Here is a 22,616-nt window from a genome sequence, read left to right as displayed (position 1 = left end):
ACCGAACCTGGCCGCAGCGCTGGTTCTGCCGCAGCCGTCAAGACCATTCACGTGAAGGGAGTATAAAGGGAGCCTGCGCTCAGTGCATGCGCCAATCGCCAAAGGGGCGGCCGAAATTCTCCCGGTTCTGCTCCCCATAAAGTGGCGAGCCCGGCGGCGGGGTGTAGGGCTCACCCCAGACCGCGCCCGGAGCCAGCAACTCGCCATCGGACGTACGAAGCTCCACGGGCTTGCCGCGCATCGCGCTCAGCCAGGGGGCGCGCTCGCCACGGTTGGTGGTGGGATTGTTACGCGCGTGCTCCAGAGCACGCGCCAGATCTCCGTCTTTCTCAGCTATCGCTTCCAGAGACTGCGACCGGGCGAGCTCACGGGCCGCCACATCCGGGGCGGCATGGTAATCAATCACAAGCTGCCCATGACGCCCGGCGAGCGTGTAGAACTCCAGCGATGGCGAGTGCGGGCGAAGTGGTAAGACGCGCACCCGGCCCGACATCTCCACGTACTCGTAGTCGACCAGGCGCGAGCGAAAAAACGCGCTGAGCTCCGCAACGGTCATGCTCGTGTGCACGGTGACAAGCGTCTCGGAGATCTCCAGACGGTCGCTGTAGTCCGGAGGCAACGGAAGCCCGAAAACCTCCCGAGGCTCAGGCTCGGAGTCAGGCGTCCGGGCGCTCTTCTCCTTGCGCTGGCCCTCGTCTCCGGGAGTCTTCGCATCCTCGCCGCGGCAGGCCGCCGCGACGAGGATAAGGAGAAGTGCGATGAGAAGACCTCTCAGGTGCACTCGCATCAGTTCCCCACAATCGTCCAGCTCAAGGGCACCGAGCGCGTCGCCGGCGGCTCAAGCTCAATATTAAATCCGCCAATGCCTCCGGTACCGTTGGCGCCAGCACCCGACGAGGGGTTGCCGTTGCTGTCGTTGCCCACCGAGGTAAAGGTGAGCTGCGGCTTTTTGGCCTGCGACTCACGGACGGTCTGCCCCAGCGCCTGATCGTCGATGACATCGTTGCAGACCGGGCCCAACGTAATGGAAAGACCGCGGATGAGCGTCGGCCTCGCCGGACCAAACCAGCGGGGCACTCCGTCACTATCGCCGCTATCGACCAGGAAGAGCGAGGGGTCGAGCGAGCCCGTACCACCACTGACATACTCATCCCAGGCCCCCTTGGCCTCCACCTCGGTTGACCCGGACTCATAATCGTAGGGCGTCCCCTGCAGGCGGTAGATACGCGATGTGCCCGCGATGCACGCCGATTCCTCCTCAACATAGGTCGTAAAGAAGACGTCCCCATCAAAAACCACCGGTTCGCCTGTGAGGCGCTCACGCGGCTCCAGGAAGTAGCGCCACAACGCCCTGGGCACGATCTGGTCGACGGTCTGTTGCACGCCACCGTTGGTAACCTCCGCGACGTTGAAGTCTTCTTCAACCGCGATGACCGCCTGCACGGTCTGGGTCTCACTGGTCTCACCGGGAGTTCCCAACCCGTAAACGACCACCAGATTACGGTTTTCGTTCATGTAGAGCGCCGGACGGTAGGCCGCCGGTCCGAAGACGTCGGTGCCGTACTGCCCGCTGAGGTCTTCCATCCAGGGAGAGACTTGCTCGGCCGGATCAAAGAAGAGTTGCACTTCCCACTCTCGCGGGTCGGGGCGCGTCATATCGATGCGGAACATTCGCCCTCTGGCATCGCCGATGAAGCCGCGAGTCGCCACATCACCGGGCGAGTCGCTGTAGAGCGCCGGCGAGCCGATCATCTGGCTGGGGAAACGCTGAAGATGACCATCTTCATCGCGGTACTCAACAAAGCGGCGGATGATCATACCCGTCTGCAGATCCACAATGTAAATGGCCCGACCGGTGATATTTTCGATGCAAGAGAGCGGTGCCTCGTTGCGCTCAGGAGCCAGTCCGGCACCGAAGACAGCAATGGGGCGCTGAAGCGCTGCAGTAGCGCTATCCCCCAGACGCATCGCCGCCATGCCCATGGCCGGGTTGCTCACCGAAGTGCCCAGGAATCCAAGCTCCCAGGGGCTGGGCGTGTCAGCAGCATCGTCGCACCCGAAGAGCCCGCAGAGCGCCGAGCCCACAGCTGTATTTTCGAGCGCGGTGCGACAGGTGTCGAGTTCAGTATCGTAGGCCGAGACATCCTCCGGCGCGTAGCGCCAGGTATCGAGTTCGGCGAGCTGATGCTCTTCCCACTCCCGGCTGAACTCCCAGAGCACGATGGGGTCGGGTGTCTCCGTGGCCGTACCGGTGCGGGTAACATCGAGTGCGAAATAACCTTCGCCGACCCCGCCGATGCCCTGCAAGAGCACGGTGCGCCACTGCGCAGCTTTGGGCACCTGCCCGGTCCATGCGCCGCAGGCCTGCCGATTGGAGTTGAGCGCGGGGTTGGCGTGGCAGAGGCGAATATCACCGACGACCGGACTTCCGTCCATAAGTTGAGCGGCGCGCTGGCGGTTAGGCTGCAGCTTGCGGTGCAGGCTAAAGGGCACATAGGCCCAGGCCTCTCGTTGCTCACTGGCCGGTACGTTGTCTCGCTCGATGATCGTGGCGATCAACGAGTCGGGAAGATCGCGGCCTTTGACCTTATCTTCCCCCGTGTAGAGCGCGTGCAGCTGGCCGTCGAGCGTGCTCACGTAGAGCACCGTACGGCGATTGGCGTACTCCTGGCGGAAGGCACGGTACCCGTCATTGGGAAGATCCAGATCGGGGGGGCCCACCGTGACCGGGTTGGAGTTGTAAATCGCTCCGAGGATGCGGTCGGCCTTCGGCCCGATGCGACCGCGGTACTCATCGACCAGACCTCCCATGCTCTCCGCGCGATCCTCACCGGTCTGCGGGTCATCTCGCACACCCCAGTACGTATAGAATGTGTCGTCGCTCAGCGTGGCATCCGCAAACACCTGGCGCATGTTTTCGTGCTCGAAACGCACGCGTGTCCCCAGCACTCGCCCGGTGTTGGAGGCAGCCAGAAGACCGGTTTCCCCGAACTCATCCTGGTTGGTAGGCGCCTGACTCAGCGCGTAGGTCAGCGGGAAGAAGCCCGGCACCGGACCGGTGCCGCCGACCTCCTCATCGCCCGGGTTCAACAGAAAGGATGGGAAGGAGGTAAAGACACGGCGGCGATCGGTATCCACATCGCTGCGGTCGATCGGATCATCGAGAGGATCACCGATGTCATTGCGCAGCCGGTTCACATCCTCGTGCAGACCATCCAGCGTGTCGGCTTCGGTGACCAACGAGTCGCCGCCAGAGCAGGCGTAGAGTTTGCGATTGAGGACGCCCTTCCAGAAGACGTTATCCCCCTGAATCTGCATCCCGGAGAAGAAGCGGTACTGACCCCGCTCGCCCTCGGTGTCCAGGTAGCTGGTGATGGAGGGACGGGTGCGTGCGGCCAGCCCCGAGGAGCCGGCGATCTCGTTGAAGATCAGCTGGAAGGCGCTCACCAGGGAGGCTTTGCTGTTGTTATTCAGGAGCAACGCAGGGTGATCGCAGGTAAAGGGATCGCTGCCGTCGGGGGGCTGGAAGGTAAAACTGACATTCTGAGGCACCAGGCAGGGCTGGCTCAGATCATCCGGGTCGCAGGTCCCCTGGGGGCGGTTGCCGTCGCTATCGCGCACACCACTCTGCGAGCCGAGCGGGATCATCTCCGCGGGCAGGTAATACTGCGCGCAGGTGCCTCCGCGCATGGCCATCGTGGCCAGCTTTGCGATGGCATCGGTACGCCGCTGGCTGTCTTCTTCCAGATTCACCGCGAGCACGTGCACCCTGGGGGCGTAACGCTCATCGATCTGCTGACCGTCGTTGGCCGCCTGCATCTCGCTCTCCGACTGAGAGAGCATATCCAGAATGGCCGTCTCGGTGATGTCATAGCGGTATTTGCCCGGATCGTAGCCAAAGGCCGGGTTGAGGCTCTCGCTGCCGATACCATTCCCCGCACCTCCGGGGGCTTCCGGTTCGGGGAAGCCATCGGTGAAAAAGACCACGTGGCGCGGACGACACGCTGCGTAGCGATCTTCACCGAAAGGATGGACCACATCGGGCTGGGTCGAGCCGTCGTCGGCGCTGTGGCTGTACTGCCCGTAACTATAAAAGTTCTTCAGATCGTGAAAGACCGCGGCAAAAGGGCTGGCCATGCTGATGGGCTGCTTGTTCATCGGGTAGTCAAAGATCGGAATCTCCCAGTCACCCTGTGCCCCGCGCGGACGCTTTCGCTCCTTCTTCTCCTTACGATTGCCGGTGAGATAAGCGTCGCGATCGTTGATATAACCCGCGTTCAGCATCGCCTCCTGGACGTAGGCCGAGACGTTGCCCATATCGTCGGCCCCCAGAGCCAGACGCGTCGGTCCGATGAAGCGAAAGAGCCCCAGATTATAGCAGGGCGGGCTCGAACACCCGCTCCCCTCAATGCCGTCTCCCGCATTACTTCCTTCGTTGGTGACGATGTCGTTCATCCCATAGCCCCAGCCATCCGCATCCGTCCCGTCGAAGCGGTAGCCATCGAACATCGCCACCGAGAAGATGGTGGTGCGCCCCATCGCATCGAGCAGACCGTTGGAATCCTGCTCGTTGTAGACCTCCTGATAATGCGGACGCGGGTCATCATGATCGATCAACCCGTCAAACTTTTTCGCGCTGTCATCGCAGGACCAGCTGTTCTGATCGAAGTTCTCGCAGCAGACCTGCTCCTCGCGGGAGGCTCCTCGGAAGCGCGGCACAAACCAGCAACCCGGCCCCACGCGATCATGCTCGTCCTTGCTCAGGTACATATCGCCGGTGAGAATTTCTTTGAGCTGAATGTGACGGGGCTTGTTGCTATCGATCAGGCGCATATCGGTGTTGGCTACCATGTCTTCGAGCGCCTCTTCCTGCTCATCGGTGGCTTTACCCTCATCAAACCACTGACAGTCGGAGAAGTCGGTACAGGAAGGCGGGCGCACATAATCTTTGCACTTGTGGCCGCTGGTCCCATCAAAGGGGTGCCAGACCATGCACGGCCCCATCGTGGTGACCGGGGTACCGCTGACCGGCGACCCATCCACTCGGGAAGAGCCCGGAAGGTTGAGTGCAGTGCCCGGCACCCAGGTCGAATGGTGCACTCCAAAACCAGCAGGAGGCGAAGACACATCCAAGTCCGGGTAGCGCCCCTCGCCCTCCTCGGTCCACTGCATACTGGCCGAGGTGTCCAACACGATGGTGACCACCGGAGACTGGGCGATGCCAAGCTCCACCGGGCTCTGGCTATGGACCGCTCGCGGCGCGCTGGAGAGCAGCAGGCCCGCGCCGGCGACCATCACCAGCCCCAGCCCGCCGACCAGAAGTTGTCGTTTCGTGTTCATTGTCATCACCTCAGCCTGTGGGGCCTTCAAAGCCCCGAACAGCTTGCATTATCGAATCGACTCGCCAGGTGCTCCCGGGCGCAGGAGCAAAACCCTTCAGCGCGAACCACAATCAATCGGACCAATCATCGCCTCGGCGCTGTGCCTCCCGAGCGCGCGCTGACGCCGGCGGTCGGTGTCCGCCTCGGGCACATCACCCAGGATCGCCTCGGAGGCCACCGTCACCTTCTTGAAGCAAAACTCCCCGGAGTAGCCCGGTGCCGGCGGTCCATCGAGGGGGTCGCGCACGATAAAGCGAAAGCGCACCGGGTTGGTGCTGTCATTCTCCAGAGAGCCCGCCGCGGTGGTGTCGATGAGCTTCCCGTCAGGAAGCACCTGCCGCAGGGTGGCCTGGCCACCGCCGGGATTCTCCTCGGGGCTGAAGATCTGGTAGCCCCCCCGGCGGATTGCACCAACTCGCTCCGATTCAGAGCTCAGGCTGCTCAGGTCGGCCTCGGCACGCGCCTTGAGCATCTCGGAGTACGAGGGCGCGCGGGCGCCGGCGCGATAAAGACCAAACTGCACCACCGCGTCACTGAAAACGGTGGCCTGGGCGCGGCTGCGGTGACTGGCCGAGAGCCAGACCCCTTCGGTGGTCGAATCCAACGCGACCATCCCCAGGCCGGTGAGCACCAGGATCACCAGGAGCACCACCACCAGGGCAGCACCGCGTTGATTGTTGGCTTGAAGTCGCATCAGAGCCCTCGCATACGGAAGTTGGCAAGATCGACGCTGGACTGCACCGTGACCACCGAGGCCGCCCCGGGGTTTCGCGGATCGACATCATAGGTCTGCATGGTGCCCTCCACCCCCTGGAAGCCCAGCCAGTCGGCGTCTCCGCTGACCTCGAAATGGGGGCGGTTGGTGCGCTCATTCTCCGAGCGCATCGAGAGACGAAGATGCGCCACACGCGCCAGATGGGGCTCTGAAGCGGAAGCCGGCGGCGTCAGGCAGGCCCCGGTGGCGGGCTCCCACTGCGTCGCCAGCGGCGAGGGCTGCATCGCACCGAAGGTATCGGCGCAATCAAACCACACCCGAAAGTCGACCACGTGGTTGGCGATCACCAGCGTGTTGGCTTCCTTCGCTTCGGCGTCCACACCCACAATCGCCCCTTCGAGCTGGTTAAGCGTCGGGGAGTTCAGGGCCATCAACGTTTCGAAGTCAAGCCTGTGGCGGACCAGCTGCAGGTTCGTTGGATCGTAGGGATCAACGCGCACCCGGAACCAGAAGGCGTCAAGAAAGGCCGCGTCGTAATCGTTGTCTTGACCGTCGATGCTCTCCAACCCCGACATGCGCCCTTCGCCGCGGAAGGCGATCGCGGCAGTGGTCAGTTCCAGAGCCCCGGCGGCGATGCTGGCCTGGCGCACCGGCACAAACTGCATGTAGCCCTGGCGGTCGCTGATGCGCAGCCCGCGGGCTGCGGCCTGCTCGGTCAACGCCACGGCGCGGGGGTCGGTATCATCGGCGATCACCGCGCTGTCGGCCGAGATATCAAAAGGATCGATGCGGGTCAGCCGCCCCATCCCCCGCTCGACATTCTCCACGCGCGCTCCGTTGGGGCTCACTTCGCTGATCAAAAAGCTCTGAGGAAAGTCATACGCGCCGACCATCACCACCCCGCTAAACGCCGAGCGGGGGTTGCGCGCCCCGATCGCCTGGAGCGTGGCGTTGCCCTGATAGACCTCGCGGCTGTTCTGCCAGCCCTCATAGGGGATCAGGCCAAACATCGGGTTATCTTTGGGTCGCACCCAGGGATCCACCGCAGCGTTGGGTGAGGCCTGGCTGCCGGCCGACTGCAGCTCGTTGCGCACCATCTCCAGGGCAAAGCGCGCCTCATCGGTGGCACCGGCCATCGCATCGACGTCGATCAGCGCGTCGGAAGTGCGGGCAAACATCCCGTAAATCATCGCCACCAAACCGCCCACAAGCGTCATGGCGATCATCAGCTCCACGAGCGTGAAGCCGCGAGCGGCAAGCCGACTTCGGGTCAGGCGATGGGGTTGGGAGTGTCTCATCATCGTATCCTTACATCGCAGTCATCGATGCGACGTTAGCATCGGGTTCAACGCGGGCGGATGGCGCTGGCGAAGTAGCTCGCGCGCAGCCCTTCGCGCTCCAGCCCAAGGTTTACATCGCCCGGAATCAGCAGGCCGACGCCAAACGCATCGCAGCGCCCGTTGAGGTTGCCGCCATCCTGACCCGGGAAGGTGCCGTTGGCCCCCGGATACACCACCGCCAGACGAATCTGCATGTAGGGCTGCGCGATGCCTTCTTCTTGAAGTTGCTCGGCAGAGCCAAAAACACAGAAACGGGCCGCGCCATCATCGGCGCGCATCCGCTGGTTGACCGGTACGTCATACAGAGGCACCCAGGCACCGCCGGCGGTGGCGAGGTCGGCCAGAAACGCCGAGCCTCGTCCGTCGTTGTAGATTTCATCGACGGTCGAGGGAGCCATCACCCCGTTCCATCCCATCGCCTCGGCCCGAAGTCGCGCCTCAACCTGACGGGCCATCTCGGTGGCACCGGTGACATCGCGTGAGACCGTGTAGCCCCCCAGCGAGGTGAACTGCATGGCGATCGTCGCCATCACCCCCACCGACATCAGCATCATCGCGATCAGAAGCTCGATCAGTGAGAAGCCTCGCGGCGATGCGCTCGTTTGATCTGGCTTCATCATTGGATCACCCGCGCCTGACCGTTGAAAGGAATGTGAATCATATAAAAGCTCGACAGCTGCCGCTGCACGCTCAGCTCGAAGAGTTCGTCTTCACCGGCTCCCATCGAAGGACAGTCGCTCACGCCGGCGTCCAGCGGCTGCTCCGGGTTGGCCATCCAGAAGCGGAAGTTGTAGCCCGGGCAGGCGCCGTCGCTGCTCAGCGTGGCACCGTCGCTATTGAGCACGCGCCCCTCCGGAGAGATGCAAAGCGGCCTGGCCAGCGTGCCCTCGGCGGCCGGGTCGGCACCGAGGATGGCGTGCTCCAGACCGGTGGCGTTCATATCGATCTCAATCAGCGCCTCACCCGGACCGGGCGCAACGACCACACCATCGGCGCAGGTCAGCGAGCGATTCTGCGAACGAAAGAACTGCACCGCCCCCGGGTCCCCACCTCCGCGCTGCACGGCCACGAAGACCACCTCGCCACGACCCATGGCATAGGCCCGGGCCTCCTGAAACGCCTGCACGATCTGGCGGTTGAGCCCGCGGGTGCTGTTTTCTTTGATGGTTCGCGAGACCGTCGGTGTCACCAGCCCGGCGAGCAACCCGACGATCACCACCACGATCATGAGCTCCACCAGCGTAAAGCCCTGCGGGGAGCGCGGGCATCTGGTGTGTGTTCGCTTTGGCATGGCCTCTCTCATCGTTGCATCACGTCAATCATCGCGGTGGCAGCTCTAACACAGCCAGCAGTTCCCGCAAGATTCATACCACTCGTCCTTGCCGCCCCCACCTCCGGCGCCCTCATGACGATCGGCGGCTTTCGCAGGCGGTGATCCCGCTCCCCGGCCTCTCACACGACGCCTCCGGCACGCCGACCGCCCTATGAAAAAATTTCATACCCTTGAAGTAATTGCACAGCGCGCCTCGATTCACTACTACGCTGGGAGCAGACGTTGACGTCGATGGCTGCGAAGCCGAGAGCTTCTCGGGCAAGGCGCAAAACGCAGGCGATGCTTTCGCATCGTCGAGGCTTTGCCAGACGGCCCGAGGTGCTCCCAACGCGGCAGACACGGCGTCAACGCTAGCTTACGGCGTCATACATCCGATAGTGATGTTTGCCCTCCCCTGCCCTCGAGAGCCCGCTGTGGTGTCAGGTCGACAACTTCCAGGACGCTGGCCCGGCCTCGCCACACTCCGGGCGCCCCACGCGCTGCTCCGAATCGCGTTGACGCTGGCGACCGTCGGCACACTGCTGCTGTCGATGCCAGCCCACGCCACCACCTACCAGGTGCGCACCCAGTCGCGCGCTCGCGCCACCCAGCACCTTCGCGCCGACCGCCGCTGGGAGGCCTCCCGCACCTGGACCCAGGCCCTGCACTTAAACGCTCACGACCTCCTGGGCGATCGCACAGGCAGACTCAACGCCCGGTTGAGCTTTCGCTATTTTAGCGACGCTGCGCTCTCGCCGGAGCTTCGCGAGGATCCACGCGCGCAGGACCGCTTCAACGATCTGACCCTGGATCTGGCCTACGTCGACTGGCACCCTTTTGAGGCGCTGCATCTTCGCGCGGGTCGCCACTGGGCAAGCTCGGTGCTGGGGGTGGTCGACCTCGATGGGCTGAGCGCCGAGCTGGAGCTCGGGGATGGACCCACACGCCAGCGCGTGCAGGCCTGGGCCGGTCGCCAGGTCGATCATCGCCTGGGCCCCTTCGACCCGGCCACCTGGGATGTGCAGGGGGTGCCGCTCAACGATCCTTACGCCTCGCCAGAGCAGGCCACGCTACTGGGTGCCTCACTGGGCGTGCACCACCGTCGCCTTCACAGCGTGGAGATCGCCGCCTCCCGAGCAACGCGCGGCATCGCGCCGCCCCAGGGGTGGGGAAGCCCCGGGGCTCGCCAGATCGAACATCGCTTCGGGATGAGCGCACGCATCAAACCCGTGCGCGCGCTCCAGCTCAGCACCCTTCTGACCTTTCACGGACCGGCGCAGACCTTCGATCGTGCGCTTGTGCAGGGCGCGATCGCTGCGGGCAAAAACACCGCGGTGTCCGTTGGCCTTGATCATCGCCTCCCCATCTTCGACGCCGCATCGATCTTCAACCTCTTCGGCGCCTCACCGCGCCAGAGCGCGTACATGAGCGTGCAACGCGCGCTCCCGGAGGTACAGACCTCCCTGGAGGCGCGCGCCTGGGCGCGGGCCTACCCCGACACCGGCGCACGTTTCGGGCTCCCCGACCATCTGGCTCCGGGCGCGGCGCTGGGGGCCCACACCCGCCTGCGCCTCTTCGAGCGCGACGCTCGGCTGAGCGCGCAGATCAGCTACCAGACCCACACCGAAGGCGCGCCCACCGGCGATCAGCTCCTCGTCGACGCCTCGTTGCGTGTGGCGGCCACCCCGCGCCGCCTCTGGCTTACCGCTCGCCATCTCACGCTCTACACCACCGGCGCCTCGGGGAGCGCGGTCGGCCATGGCGAGGAGCGCAGGATGGCGTTGAGCACCAGCCTGGGCGCGGAGGTGGGGCTGGGGGCGATCGCGCGCCTCGCGCTGCTGGCTGAACACCGCCAGGGTAGCGCCCTTCCCTCCCACGCCTTGCTCTACGCCAACCTCACCCTGGAGCTCTGGCCATGACCGTCGCTCGCCACCACCGGAGCCTCAATGGCTCAAAAGCCCCCCGGCGCCTCGCCTTGATCCGCGTGGCTCTGGCGTCCTTCGGGCTGGCGAGCATCCTCGCTGCGAGTGCCTGCCAGGGACCGACCTCCCCATCGGGGACGCTGCCCCCCTTGCAAAATCCGCCGAGCTACCGCTCCACGCTTCCCGCCGACCACCCGCCGGGCTTAAGCCTCCGGAGCGGCACCCTGCTCCCCGCGGACCACACCGCCGACTGGCTCGCCCGGCATGGCCCACGGGCGCTGACGCAGAGCGCCGAATGCATGAGCTGCCACCTGGAGGCCGATTGCATCACCTGCCACGTCGACACGCTCGCCGAAAGTTCTCTGATCCATCCGCCCAACTACGTCGCGCTTCATCGTCTGGAGGCGCGTCAGGGCATTGAGGATTGCGCCTCCTGCCACCAGGCCCAGACCTTCTGCACGAGCTGCCACCTGGAGTCACGGGTCAGCCCGGACGCCCCCTTCGAGCTTGCGCCCCCGGCGAATTTCGCCATGCATCCCCCCGGATGGCTCGATGCGGCCACTCCCAATAACCACGGGGTGATGGCCCGGCGAGATATCTTTGAGTGCGCTTCCTGCCACAGCGAGCAGGACTGCGTGAGCTGTCATACGGGAATCTCTCCCCACCCTCCCGAGTTTCGATTCGAGTGCCGCGCCTGGCTTCAAGCCAACCCGACCCCCTGTGCGCGCTGCCATCTGGAGCTTGCCCCATTGCAGGCCGGCTGCCTCTAGGCGAGCCCCCTGTCGGCTGGCGACGCAACCATCCTTTCGAATTGACACCCCGCGGCGATGCTGCGATGGCCTCCTATGGCCCCCGACCCGCCCCCCCTCTTCGGGTCACTCCCTCCTCTGAGCGCTTGATCATGGCCCACCATCCTCCCCACGCGCCACGCGACGCCGAACCCACGCCCCCCTCCACCCCGAATCACTATGCCGACGCCCGCACCGCCTCGGTGGTGCTCGCGCTCTTGAGTTCGGTGGTCTTTTTTGCGGTGGTTAACGGCAACATGGTCAACGTCGCTCTGCCTTTTATCGGCCGAGACTTTGGCGTCTCCGAAGGGGTGTACGGCTGGGTGGTCACCGGGTTCTCGCTGACCTTTGGTATTTTCAGCGCGATCCACGGTCGCCTGGCCGATCTGGTGGGGTTGAGGCGACTCTACTGCGCGGGCATCCTGGCGCTGGGTGCCACCTCCTTGATGCTGGCGGCCTCGCCATCGATCGAAGTCATGATCGTGCTGCGCTTTCTGCAGGGCGCCGGCAGCGCTGCGCTCCCGGCGCTGGGCACCATGATCATCGCCCGGGTCTTTGCCCCCCACCGCCGCGGCGCGGCCATGGGACTTGTGCTCGGCGCGGTGGGCCTGGCCGCCTCGGTCGGCCCCTTTCTGGGAGGCATCCTGGTCGAACTGGGCGGCTGGCGGCTGGTCTACGGTGCCACGGGCCTTGTGACCCTTGCCGCCCCGGTGGCCTTTCGCCTCTTGCCGGAATCGCTCGACGCCCGATTTGGCGACACCTTCGACACCCTCGGAGCCCTCCTTCTGGGCCTTGGTGTGAGCGCCTGGCTCTACGCCTTTACCATCATTGAGCAGCGAGGTTTTGGCCCATTCTTCTTCGGTCTTCTGGGCCTGGGGCTGGTGCTTCTCCTGGTCTTCTGGCGACGCATTCACCGCATTGATGAGCCCTTCGCACAGCCGGAGGTCTTCCGAGATCGGCGCTACCTGACCAACAGCGCGGTGGCCTTTCTGACCAACGCCTCCCGCTTTGGCACGATCGTGCTCGTCCCGATCTTCCTGATCGAGGTGAACCAGGTGGCCCCCCTGGTGGTGGGGCTGGTGCTCTTGCCCGGCGCGCTTCTCATCGCAGTGATCTCGCCATGGACCGGGCGTTATGCCGATCGCGTCGGCGCGCGCCAGCCCATCGTCATCGGCATGGTGCTCATCATCGCCGGTAACCTTATCACCGCCTACTACGCCGGCGGCTCGGAGGTGGGTGTGGGGCTGGGCATGGGGCTTTACGGCCTGGGCTTTGCGCTCTTCCAGAGCCCGGTCGTCAGCGCCACAAGCCAGATTCTGCCACCGAGCCTCACCGGCAGCGGCATGGGCATCTTCATGATGATCTTCTTCCTGGGCGGAGCCTTCGGCGTGGCGCTCAGCGTGACCGCGGTAGAGCTGCAGGCCGAAGGCGCCACAAGCTGGCTGGGACTTGACCTGGGGGCAGGCGCCACCTACTCCAACGCGATCCTCACGCTGACCGTGCTATCCGTGCTCGCGCTCATTCTCACCCGCGGGGTCCCCGGACTACACCCCAAACCGATGGAGCTGACCCCATGAGCTTTACCCCCCTGCAGGCGCGCCTCTACGCCGCCACCCACACCGGCACTCCGGGCGACCTTGCGTACTACGCCACCTGCACCGCCGGCGCCTCATCGGTCCTGGAGCTGGGCTGCGGCCATGGCCGCCTGCTCGACGCCTTAAGCCCCGGCGTCCAGCGTCTGGTCGGCCTCGATCAAGATCCCGAGCTTCTCAAGCTCGCCAGCGCCCGCAACCTCCCCCACACCGAGCTCATCGAGCGCGACCTCCGAGACCTCCCGGCCGATGGCGAGTTTGAGCACGTCATCCTGGCCTACAACGGGCTCTACTGCCTGCCCGACACCCCCGCGCTCCGAGACACCTTTGAAGCTGTGGCCCGCGCCCTGCGCCCCGGCGGCCTCTTTCACCTCGACATCTACCCCACCGAAGGCCTCGACGAAGACGCCGCCGAGATGGATATCCCCGAAAACGTCATCGTCGACGACCCCAGCGCTCCCACCACCGAGCTCGATGTGGACGGCGTGATTTACACGATCTGGGAGGGCTCCTTATGGGACGCCCACGAGCGCACCTTCGAGGTCACCTTCCGCTACGTGCGCGAGGACGAAGATGGCGAGGACCCCGAGGCCGGCGTGCCCATCACCATCGCGCACCGCTACTGGCCCCTCGACACCATCGTCGACGCCGCGCAAAAGGCCGGCCTCGACTTCGTCGGCCAACGCGAGGGCTTCGATGAGGCCCTCGACGACGAGCTCGAAGCCCCGCCCCAGCACGTGCTCACCTTCGCGAAGGTCGGCTGAACACCTTCGATAGTCAGGGGGAATTCCGGTGCCAGCGCTGGTCCATCGGGCCAGGGTCTGGTAGCTCTCTGCCCGCTTTTTACCTCGGTGCTTACCGGCGTCCGCCGGGAATCTTTGAACGTCACTACCCCCTGTGATGCAGGATGTTGCTCATGAACTCCCCCTCCCTCCTTATCCGCCAGACCCTCATCCCACTACTCCTGGCCATCGCGATCAGCCCGGCGCTGCTCGCCTGCAAATCCACCTCCACCGCCGAGCGCGAGGTCGAGGTCGAGGCGCAGCCGCAACCCATCACCGTCACCGGCCCCGAAGATCTTCTGCAGACCGAAGACACCCTCGTCTCGATGCGGGTGCGTTTTGGCGGCGAGTTGCCCGCGCTTCTGCGAAGCCTGAGCGACGATCCGACTCTGGAGACCGTAGCCGCCGGGCTCGAAGATCCCGTCAGCCTCTTCGTCGACCACCCGCACGTTGATGTTGATCTGAGCCTCCTCAACACCGATCGCCCCATCTACTTGAGCTTCTCCAGCCTTGGGAACGAGGACTTTCTGCAGGCCGCGTCGCTCGGGCTCCCCACCCGCGAAGAAGAGTGGCCCACCTTCATGCTCAACCGCCTGCTTCTTCCCACCGACGACCCGGCACAGCTGGCCATCGAGCTTGAAAAGCTCTTCGCCTACTACTCCGCCGAGAATCCCGACGATCCGATGGTGACCCGCTCCTACGAGGGGCCGGGCTTTCTGCGCGTGGAAGTCGCCACGCCAGTCAATCTGGCGCTCAGCCAGGGCGAAAACCTCCATAAACAGGCACATGCCTGGCTCGACAGCCTGGATCTGGAAATCCTCCCGATAGCCTCCGACGCCTACCGCCCCACTGCCGCCTTCAACGCATACGCGAACTCCGAGAGCGAGCTGGCGTTGTGGACCCGCCACGACAGGCTGGCGCGCTTTGGCACACTGCAGCGTGCTATGGATGAGGAGTATCCGCTCTTCCCTCATGGCGACGAGGCCGACGACGCCCGCACCCGCTTTGAAGCCATCAGCACACTGGCCGTGAACTCGATGGTCAACGACCCGATGGCAGCCGAATTTGAAGACCTCTCGCTGCACATAGACGCCACCAAAGCCGGCGGCATGACGCTCGACGCGGTGCTCACCCGCACCGCCCGGGGCGCGCGCATCGCCGAGGCATCGCGCTCTACGGTCATGCTCCCTCAGATCCCCGGCTCGCACGCCCTGAGCCTGGACTGGTCGCTCGATCTGCAGGCACTCGCCAGAGAGGTTGATGTGCCATTCTGGCTCGAAGCGTTCGACACCCCCGCGGCCGGTGGGAGCATGGGCTTCGATGAGAGGTTGGCCCGGCTGGCATCCTCAGAATCAGGCATCGCCATCGTGGTGACGGCCCTGCAGTCCCCCTTTGCGCTTATGAACTCCGAAGCGCTCGATGACACCACGGTGCCCCTGGCGCGTGCAGGAACGGTGCGTGCCTTCACGCTGCCGGCCGGAAGCCCGTTCCCGGTGGGACTGGCCGCGACCCTGCTCTTCGACCCGGCCCCCGGGCGGCAATCCCAGCTTCAGACGCTGCTGAAAGGGATCGAGTCAAACCTTCCCTTCGCCTTTGAGTTTGAGCTCCGCCCGGTAGACGACAGCCGCATTGAGCTTCAGCTTGTGATGGGCGCCTCCCTTTTTGAGGTCTTTCATAACGCGGACACCTTCGAGCTAAGTGAGGCCTCCGCCGAGGCGAACCTCGACAAGCTGGGTCCGCTTCGCGCGTTGATTTCGGCGCAACAGGGGCTGGATCAGCTCGATCACCTCACGCTGCGCTTCCACGACGATGACGCCTACCAGTCGATCCGCCTGGGCATCGACGCCGATGACCAGACCGCCGCGCTCACGCCCGAACATGACGTGCCGCTCATCCCCACCCCCTCCTCGCGCTGCCGCACCGAGCTTGCGGCCGCGGCCTTCACCCACCTCCATGACTTGAGCGTCGACGGAGCGGCAAAGGTCGAGCGCTACCTGGAGACCTTCAACGAGCGCGCCGAGCGCTGCCTGGGCCCCGATCACCCCTACGCCGCCGAAGCCGAGACGCGGCTGAATCGGGTGCGTCAGTGGGCGGTCGAGCTCGGCGAAGATCCTTCGCTCTCGGCATCAGCGCGCTGAGCGCTCCCCGCGCAGCCCCGGGGGGCCTTGCCCCCCCGCCGCTGGCCCTTTTCACCCCGCTATGCTAGCTGTGCGCCTGCTTTTTGACCGCTGAATGCACCGCTGGATCGGCGCCTTCGTGTCGCTAACAGATGCCCCACGGCGCTCTCGCACAGGCTCTCGACCTCTGCCCAAAGGATGATGATGAGACTCTCCACTTCCCACCGCACCACTCGCCAGCTCGGCACAGCGCTCCTCGTCTCCATGACGCTGGGCCTCGGGCTGACAGCCTGCAAATCCTCGCCCGAAGCTCAGGATGAGGCCGCTCAGAACCAGCCCATCACCCTCTCCGGTCCCGAGGATCTCCTGCAGACCGAAGACACGCTGCTGGCAGTGCGCGTGAACTTTGGCGGCGAGCTCCCCGATGCCATCCGCAGCCTCGAAGGAGCCACCGAGACGAAGATCGTTGCGGACCTGCTCGAAAATCCCGTCACGTTTTTTATGAATGAGCCCAACGTGCAGGTCGATCTGAGCGCACTCGACACCGAGCGGCCCGTCTACGTGACCCTCTCGAACATGGGCAACGAGGACTTCCTCGATGCGGCCGCCCTGGGCCTTCCCACCCTGGAGGAGGAGTGGCCGACCTTCGCGCTCTACCGCGCGCTGATTCCCACCGACGATCCGGCGCTGATGACCACCCAGTTCGACGCGCTGGTCGCCAACTACAACGCCGACCAGCCCCGCCAGCCCCTGGCCACCCGCAGCTTTGAGGGACCGGGCTTTTTGCGCGTGGAGATCGCCGCGCTGATGAACGCCTCCCGTCTTCCCGATGGCGATCGCCTGGAGCACGCCCGGACCTGGCTCAACGCCCTGGATCTGGAAACCCTCGCGCTCCCCACCGCCGGTGCCTTCCGCCCCACCACCGCCTACAACGCCTTTCTGAAAGCGGAGAGCGAGCTCGCGGTGTGGACCCGTTTTGAGGCGATGGCCTACCTGGGCATTTTGGAGGCCTCGATGAGCGCGCAGGCCAACACCCATCAGAGCGCCGGCGAGTCGGGACTGGCCCGTTTCCGCCTGGAGAACATCAGCCGCCTGGCCACGGCCTCGGTGGTGGCCGACCCGGTCGCCGCTGAAAATGAAGACATCTCACTGCACCTCGACGCCGACGAGACCCGGGCCATCACCCTCGACGTGGTGATGACCCGCACCTCTCAGGGCTCCCGCGTCCAGCAGAACATCAACCCGGCGGTGAGCCTGCCGGCGATCGAGGCCGTCCATTTCCTGGCGCTGGACTGGTCGCTCAACCTGGCCAATCTGGCCGACACCACCATCGCGCCCTTCTGGGAGCTCGATTATCAGGGCGGCACCTCCAGCGGCTTCGACTCCCTGGACGGAAACGAGCTGCGCAGCCGGCTGAGCTCCTACCAACTCGCCACGCCCGTGCTGATCGCCGCCGGTCAGTACCCGATGGCATGGCTGCAGACCTCCTTGCAGGCCCTCGGCCAGAACATCCCGCTGCCGGTGGCCGGTTCGGTGCGTGCCTACGTCATGCCCAAGGGCGGATCCCTGCCGGTGGGTGGGGCCTCCACCCTGCTCTTCCGCAACGATCCGGGCGTGCGTGACCAGCTCCAGCAGCTGCTCGCCCTCGGGCAGAGCGCCATCCCCACCTCCTTCGACGCCGCGCTGATCGAGCGCGACGACAATCACATCGAGCTGCGCCTGAACCTGGGCGGCGCGATCAACGAGAGCTTCGCCGACGCCGAGATGGTCGACGTCCAGGAGACCCTGGTGGACTTCAACGTCGCGAACCTCGGCCCCCTCGCCGGCTTCCTTCCCGGCGACACCACCCAGAATCTGCGCCGCTTCGCCCTGATCACCCGCAGCAGCGACGAGGCCCAGATCATCCGCGTGGGCATCAACACCACCGGGGAGCTTGAGGCCCCGACCTTTGCCGGCGACGCCCCCCTGCTCACCGCGCCGACCTTCCGCTGCCGCACCGAGCTTGCCTCCGCGGCCTTCGCCCACCTGGAGGACCTCGGCACCAACGCCGGCGAAAAGGCCGACACCTACCTGAGCACCTTTAGCGAGCGCGCCGACCGCTGCATCGAGCCCACCCACCCCTACGCCGCCCAGGCCAAAGCTCGCCTGGACATGGCCCGCCAGTGGGCCGCCCAGCTTGAAGCCAGCTCCCCGTCGGCGGAGAGCGTCGACTAAATCTGCTGTTGATTCTTTCGAAGGGGGGCGCTCACAGCGCCCCCCTTCGCGCTCTGCGCCAACCCTATGATCGAGAGTCCGCCGATGATTGCCCCCCTTCGCTACGCCTTTCTTCCCGCCCTGCTGCTCGGCCTGAGCGCCTGCGCCTCGCCGGCCGCCACCTCCGATGAGGCCCCGAGCGACGCGCCGGTCGATAGCGCCGAACACAGCGCCGACGCCGCCTCCGGGAGCGGCGACCCCACCGACTACGCCGTCACCTTCAACGGCCGCCAGATCGACCTTCGCCCCTACGTCCAGGGGTTTCCCTACTCCCGCATCACCCCGGATCTGGAGCAGGGACACCTCCTCTACTTCGAGACGACCCCCGAGGGCACCTGGATGCGCACGATCGACCGGCTCCCGGAGCAGGGCCAGGTCGACTTAAGCGCCGGTGTGAAGCTCAACGACATCGACTGGTCCACCCGCAACTACTGGGGCGGAGAGTACAACCGCACCCTGGAAGGCCTGATCTTTCGCGGCGATGAGCGCAACGACGAGCGCATCAACCTCTACCACCTCGATCTGGAAACCGGGCAGGTGCGCGCGCTCACCGACGTCGACTACATCTACGCGGTGGGCTTCTCCGAGGACGAGCGCCTGATGGCCTACGTGGTCCGCCAGGGCAGCGAAGAGCCCTTCAACAGCTGCCTGCGCGTCCGCGACTTGAGCACCGACCAGGAGCAGCAGATCTGGTGCGACGAAGGGGGCGACGACCGCCTGACCTGGTCGGCCATTGAGTTCGATCCGGCCAACCGCCACGTCGTGCTCACCATGCAGCACGACGGCGACCGCCGCACCACCAACCTGGCCCTCTTTGAGCTCCCCCGGCCGGCCGAGCACGACGACCAGGCCGTCGTCGCCCCGCGCCTTCTTCTTGAGCGCGGCACCCGCCATATGCGCCTGGGCGCCATCGCCGACACCTTCGACGGGGAGCGCCTCCTCTACATCAGCGCCGAAAGCGGCCAGGACGCCCTCTACACGCTCGACGTGGCCACGGCCGAGTCCACCCTCTTCACCCGGCTCGACCACGAGATCAGCGGGCTCGAAATTGTGCAAACCTCCGAGGCCCCCCTGCTCTTTTTGCTGCTGGAGCACCCCACCGGCTCGATCCTCGAGCTGCGGGACCTGGCGAGCGGCGAGTTGCTGCAGAGCGAGAAATTCGAGGAATCGGTGTACGTTGGTGATGCTTTTGAGGGGCGCCTGGCCCTCTCCAAGAGCTCGGTGCGCACCCCTTTTGAGCTCGATCTCATCACCCTGGAGCGCAGCGGCCCGGTCGGCCGCCCCATCGAGCTCAAGGCCCGGCGGCTGGCCGAGCTCCCCGCCGACCTTTTTGAAAAGCTCGTGCACTGCAAGGTCGAGCAGGTCAGCATCGAGACCTTCGACAACGTCGAGAGCCCCGACGGTCCTCAGCTGCGCACCCTGCACGCCTACTACTTCGAGCCGGTCCATCCCCCGGCCGACGCCGACCGTCTGGTCCGCATGACGGCCTTCTACGGCGGCGGCAACTACTTCAGCAGCGCCAACCAGATCATGTGCGAGGCCGGCGTGGCCACGTTGAGCCCGGCGGTGCGCGGCTCCTCCGGCTTCGGCGCCGACTTCGCCGCGCTCAACGACGGGGATCTGGGCGGCGACGAGATCGTCGACCTCTTCTTTGCCGCCCGCTGGCTGGAGGCCAACAAGGGCTATCAGCCCCATCAGATCGGCGTCTACGGCTCCAGCCACGGCGGCTACGCCACCATGCGCGCCCTGACCTTCCCCCCCGAGACCAACGATCATAACGATCACTACCCCTTCGGCTTCGGCTTAAGCCACGCCGGCTTCAGCGACATCATCACCTTCTTCACCACCAGCAACATCCCCGACTGGGTGATCCTGGAGGCCGGCGACCCCACCACCGACGCCGAAAAACTCCGCGAGCGCTCCCCCCTGACCCACGTCGAACGCCTCAAAGCCCCGCTGCTCCTGACCCACGGCGCCAACGACAGCCGCGTCCCCGTCGCGGAGAGCCGCCAGTTCGCCGAGGCCGCCAGCACCACCGGTGCCCCGCTCACCTACGTCGAGTTCGAAGGCCAGGGCCACGGCATCAGCGGCCTGCAAAACACCCTGCGCTACTACCGCGCTGTGTTTTCATTTCTGGAGGGTGAGGTGTTGGGGGGCGGAGATTCGCGGGGTGGGGAGAAGTGAGGGGTTGGGGGGTTCGCGGGTTGTGGTTAGGTGGTTGCGCGGCTCGGGGGGGACGCTTGAGTTGGTCGATTTGTGGTTAGGTGGTTGCGGGGGTTGGGGGGTTCGCGGGGTTGGGGAGGTTCGTGTGGGCGTTGGGCACGAAAACCTCGGTGTTCAGGCGACCCACGGTCACCTCACGGCCGCATATACGCTGGCGATCAGGCGACCCACGGTCACATGCGCTCAACGACCCTCGGTCACCTCACGGCCGCATAGGCGCTGGCGATCAGGCGACCCACGGTCACCTCGCGTCCCCGAGTTCGAGTTCGTGTTCGTGTTCGAGTTCGTGTTCGTGTTCGTGTTCGAGTTCGTGTTCGTGTTCGCTGGCGATCAGGCGACCTACGGTCACATGCGCTCAACGACCCACGGTCACCTCCCGGCCGCATATACGCTGGCGATCAGGCGACCCACGGCGATCAGGCGACCCTCGGTCACATGCGCTCAACGACCCTCGGTCACCTCCCGGCCGCATAGGCGCTGGCGATCAGGCGACCCACGGTCACCTCCCGGCCGCATAGGCGCTGACGATCAGGCGACCCACAGTCACCTCCCGACCATCGCCATCGCCGAACTCGCACCTCGCCCAACGCACTCACGAACCTCCCCACATCGCGCGCCACCAGAGCCCCGCAACCACCTGACCACAAACCTCCCAACGTCGCGCACCACCAGAGCACCGCAACCACACAACCACAACACGCACCCCACCTAACCCACGCAGCAATTCCCCACATCGCGCACCACCAGAGCCCCCACGCCCTTGCCCCCCACCCCATCCCGAACTAGCATCGCCTCATTCCAAAATTCCGCAGTCGCCCCCGGGGAGGGGGTGGGAATGGTCGGTTCGCCGCCCAACGCACCGTCGTGGCGCGTGGGGTCTGATGGCGAGCCACCTTCAACGTTTCGGGCCTCCCCATGCGCCCGAGGTCCCACAGGAGTGAGCGATGCAGAACACGATCACCGAGTTTTTCAGCCTTCGCCGGATGCCCTCGAGCCGCTGCGCTTACGCGCTGAGCCAGATGCGCGAGGCTGGCGAGCGACACAGCGTGGCGGCCCCGCTTGCCGAGCGCATTGAGGGTGCCTGCCAGGTGGCCAACCACACGCTCGAACTGGAGCTGGACTGGGAGCAGGCCCGCACCCAGACGAGCACCGCCCGCGGCAACGCCGCCCAGATCGACGTGGAGCTCGACCAGGCCATCGCTGCGATCGCCCGCATCCTCGACGGGGAGCTGCTCGGCCCGGCTGAGAGCCCGCATACGCAGGCGGCAAAGCAGATCCACAACGTGATCTTTCCCGGAGGCGTCGTTGCGGTGATTCACGCGCCCTTTGAGCACCAGCACATCATGATCGACACCCTGGTCCGGCGGCTGCGTGGCGAGCTGGCGCAGCAGGTCGCGCTGCTGGGCCTGGAGCGCCACGTGGAGCGCGTGAACACGCTCAACCAGTCCTTCGGCAAGGAGCTGCAGAAAACCGAGCGACCGAAGGTCTCCTACGATCAGGTCACCGCCAGCCGCGACGCCCTGCATGTGGCGCTCTGCCAGGTGATCGCGGCGGCCTTCGAGCACCTGCGCGCCGACGCCGACGTGCCCGGCTTAAGTGCGCTGCTTTCGCCGCTGGTTGAGCAGCAGCAACGCACCCATGACTACCTGAGCCGTCGCCGCGCCGTGCCGGCCGTCGATCCCGGCACCGGCGCGGAGCTTCCCGCCGACCCCATCACGGACACCGAGCCCCAACTCGACGCCGCCGGCGAGTAGTACCAACCGGCCTTTTTTGCCCCCTCGACGCCCCGGGACGCCTCCCGGGGCGTTTTTGGGTCAGCCAGGCCCGCCAAAACATACCCCTTTAGGGGGTTGAACCTCCTCCATCTCCGTCTCCGAACGCAAGAGGCCAGGTCCCACCCCCTGCCCTCCCGTCTGCGAACACGGTCGGTTCATTCTCCTTCGCCAAACGAGACGTCCGCCGACGCCCACCTGCCAGGTCCCACCCCCTGCCCTCCCGTCTGCGAACACGGTCGGTTCATTCTCCTTCGCCAAACGAGACGTCCGCGAACGCCCACCTCCCAGATCCAACCCCCTGCCCTCCCGTCCGCGAACACGGTCGGTTCATCCTCCTTCGCCAAACGAGACGTCCGCCGACGCCCACCTGCCAGGTCCCACCCCCTGCCCTCCCGTCTGCCAACACAGTCGGTTCA

At 65.4% G+C, this 22,616-nt stretch carries 14 protein-coding genes; 8 read left to right on the top strand and 6 right to left on the bottom strand.

Features of this window, described 5'->3' with window-relative positions; genetic code table 11:
• Positions 1 to 79: 79 nt before the first annotated feature.
• The 6 genes from EA187_RS16715 to EA187_RS16690 all read right to left on the bottom strand — a co-directional run bounded on the left by EA187_RS16715 (position 80) and on the right by EA187_RS16690 (position 8,727).
• Positions 80 to 787 (bottom strand): hypothetical protein, encoded by a 708-nt coding sequence (locus EA187_RS16715; RefSeq protein ID WP_115604773.1) that lies wholly within the window; start codon positions 785 to 787, stop codon positions 80 to 82.
• Complete coding sequence (locus tag EA187_RS16710) at positions 787 to 5,340, bottom strand: hypothetical protein (protein ID WP_115604775.1); 4,554 nt, start codon at positions 5,338 to 5,340, stop codon at positions 787 to 789. The genes EA187_RS16715 and EA187_RS16710 overlap by 1 nt, the downstream gene beginning before the upstream one ends.
• A 96-nt stretch (positions 5,341 to 5,436) precedes the next feature.
• Positions 5,437 to 6,075: a hypothetical protein gene (locus EA187_RS16705; protein ID WP_115604777.1), complete on the bottom strand. Its 639-nt coding sequence runs from the start codon at positions 6,073 to 6,075 to the stop codon at positions 5,437 to 5,439.
• Complete coding sequence (locus tag EA187_RS16700) at positions 6,075 to 7,394, bottom strand: PilW family protein (RefSeq protein ID WP_164856349.1); 1,320 nt, start codon at positions 7,392 to 7,394, stop codon at positions 6,075 to 6,077. Before EA187_RS16700 ends, EA187_RS16705 begins: the two co-directional genes overlap by 1 nt.
• 47 nt (positions 7,395 to 7,441) lie before the next feature.
• On the bottom strand, positions 7,442 to 8,053 hold the full coding sequence (locus tag EA187_RS16695) for a type IV pilus modification PilV family protein (RefSeq protein WP_164856348.1): 612 nt from the start codon (positions 8,051 to 8,053) through the stop codon (positions 7,442 to 7,444).
• Entirely contained in the window at positions 8,053 to 8,727 is a 675-nt protein-coding gene (locus EA187_RS16690; protein WP_115604783.1) for a prepilin-type N-terminal cleavage/methylation domain-containing protein, read from the bottom strand. The genes EA187_RS16695 and EA187_RS16690 overlap by 1 nt, the downstream gene beginning before the upstream one ends.
• A 455-nt stretch (positions 8,728 to 9,182) precedes the next feature.
• Here EA187_RS16690 and EA187_RS16685 point away from each other — a divergent pair, with 455 nt between their 5' ends.
• From EA187_RS16685 to EA187_RS16650, 8 genes are all read left to right on the top strand, one after another.
• Positions 9,183 to 10,667, top strand: coding sequence for a hypothetical protein (locus EA187_RS16685; protein ID WP_127781007.1), 1,485 nt, complete (start codon positions 9,183 to 9,185; stop codon positions 10,665 to 10,667).
• Positions 10,664 to 11,440, top strand: a complete 777-nt coding sequence (locus EA187_RS16680) for a hypothetical protein (protein ID WP_127781006.1) — start codon at positions 10,664 to 10,666, stop codon at positions 11,438 to 11,440. Before EA187_RS16685 ends, EA187_RS16680 begins: the two co-directional genes overlap by 4 nt.
• Before the next feature lie 131 nt (positions 11,441 to 11,571).
• On the top strand, positions 11,572 to 13,035 hold the full coding sequence (locus EA187_RS16675; protein ID WP_164856347.1) for an MFS transporter: 1,464 nt from the start codon (positions 11,572 to 11,574) through the stop codon (positions 13,033 to 13,035).
• Positions 13,032 to 13,814, top strand: a complete 783-nt coding sequence (locus EA187_RS16670; RefSeq protein WP_127781004.1) for a class I SAM-dependent methyltransferase — start codon at positions 13,032 to 13,034, stop codon at positions 13,812 to 13,814. The genes EA187_RS16675 and EA187_RS16670 overlap by 4 nt, the downstream gene beginning before the upstream one ends.
• A gap of 152 nt (positions 13,815 to 13,966) precedes the next feature.
• Complete coding sequence (locus tag EA187_RS16665) at positions 13,967 to 15,970, top strand: hypothetical protein (protein WP_127781003.1); 2,004 nt, start codon at positions 13,967 to 13,969, stop codon at positions 15,968 to 15,970.
• A 183-nt stretch (positions 15,971 to 16,153) separates the two neighbouring features.
• The gene (locus EA187_RS16660; RefSeq protein ID WP_115604795.1) at positions 16,154 to 18,163 is read left to right on the top strand and encodes a hypothetical protein; all 2,010 of its coding nucleotides are present in this window, start codon (positions 16,154 to 16,156) and stop codon (positions 18,161 to 18,163) included.
• Positions 18,164 to 18,247: 84 nt separating this feature from the next.
• Positions 18,248 to 20,386, top strand: a complete 2,139-nt coding sequence (locus tag EA187_RS16655; protein ID WP_115604797.1) for a S9 family peptidase — start codon at positions 18,248 to 18,250, stop codon at positions 20,384 to 20,386.
• 983 nt (positions 20,387 to 21,369) lie between these two features.
• On the top strand, positions 21,370 to 22,179 hold the full coding sequence (locus EA187_RS16650; protein ID WP_115604799.1) for a DUF6261 family protein: 810 nt from the start codon (positions 21,370 to 21,372) through the stop codon (positions 22,177 to 22,179).
• Positions 22,180 to 22,616: the final 437 nt, after the last annotated feature.

It is taken from the genome of Lujinxingia sediminis (genome assembly GCF_004005565.1).
Classification (GTDB): domain Bacteria; phylum Myxococcota_A; class Bradymonadia; order Bradymonadales; family Bradymonadaceae; genus Lujinxingia; species Lujinxingia sediminis.
The sequence above is the reverse complement of the archived record's forward strand: the minus strand, read 5'-3'. Positions and strand labels throughout refer to the sequence as shown.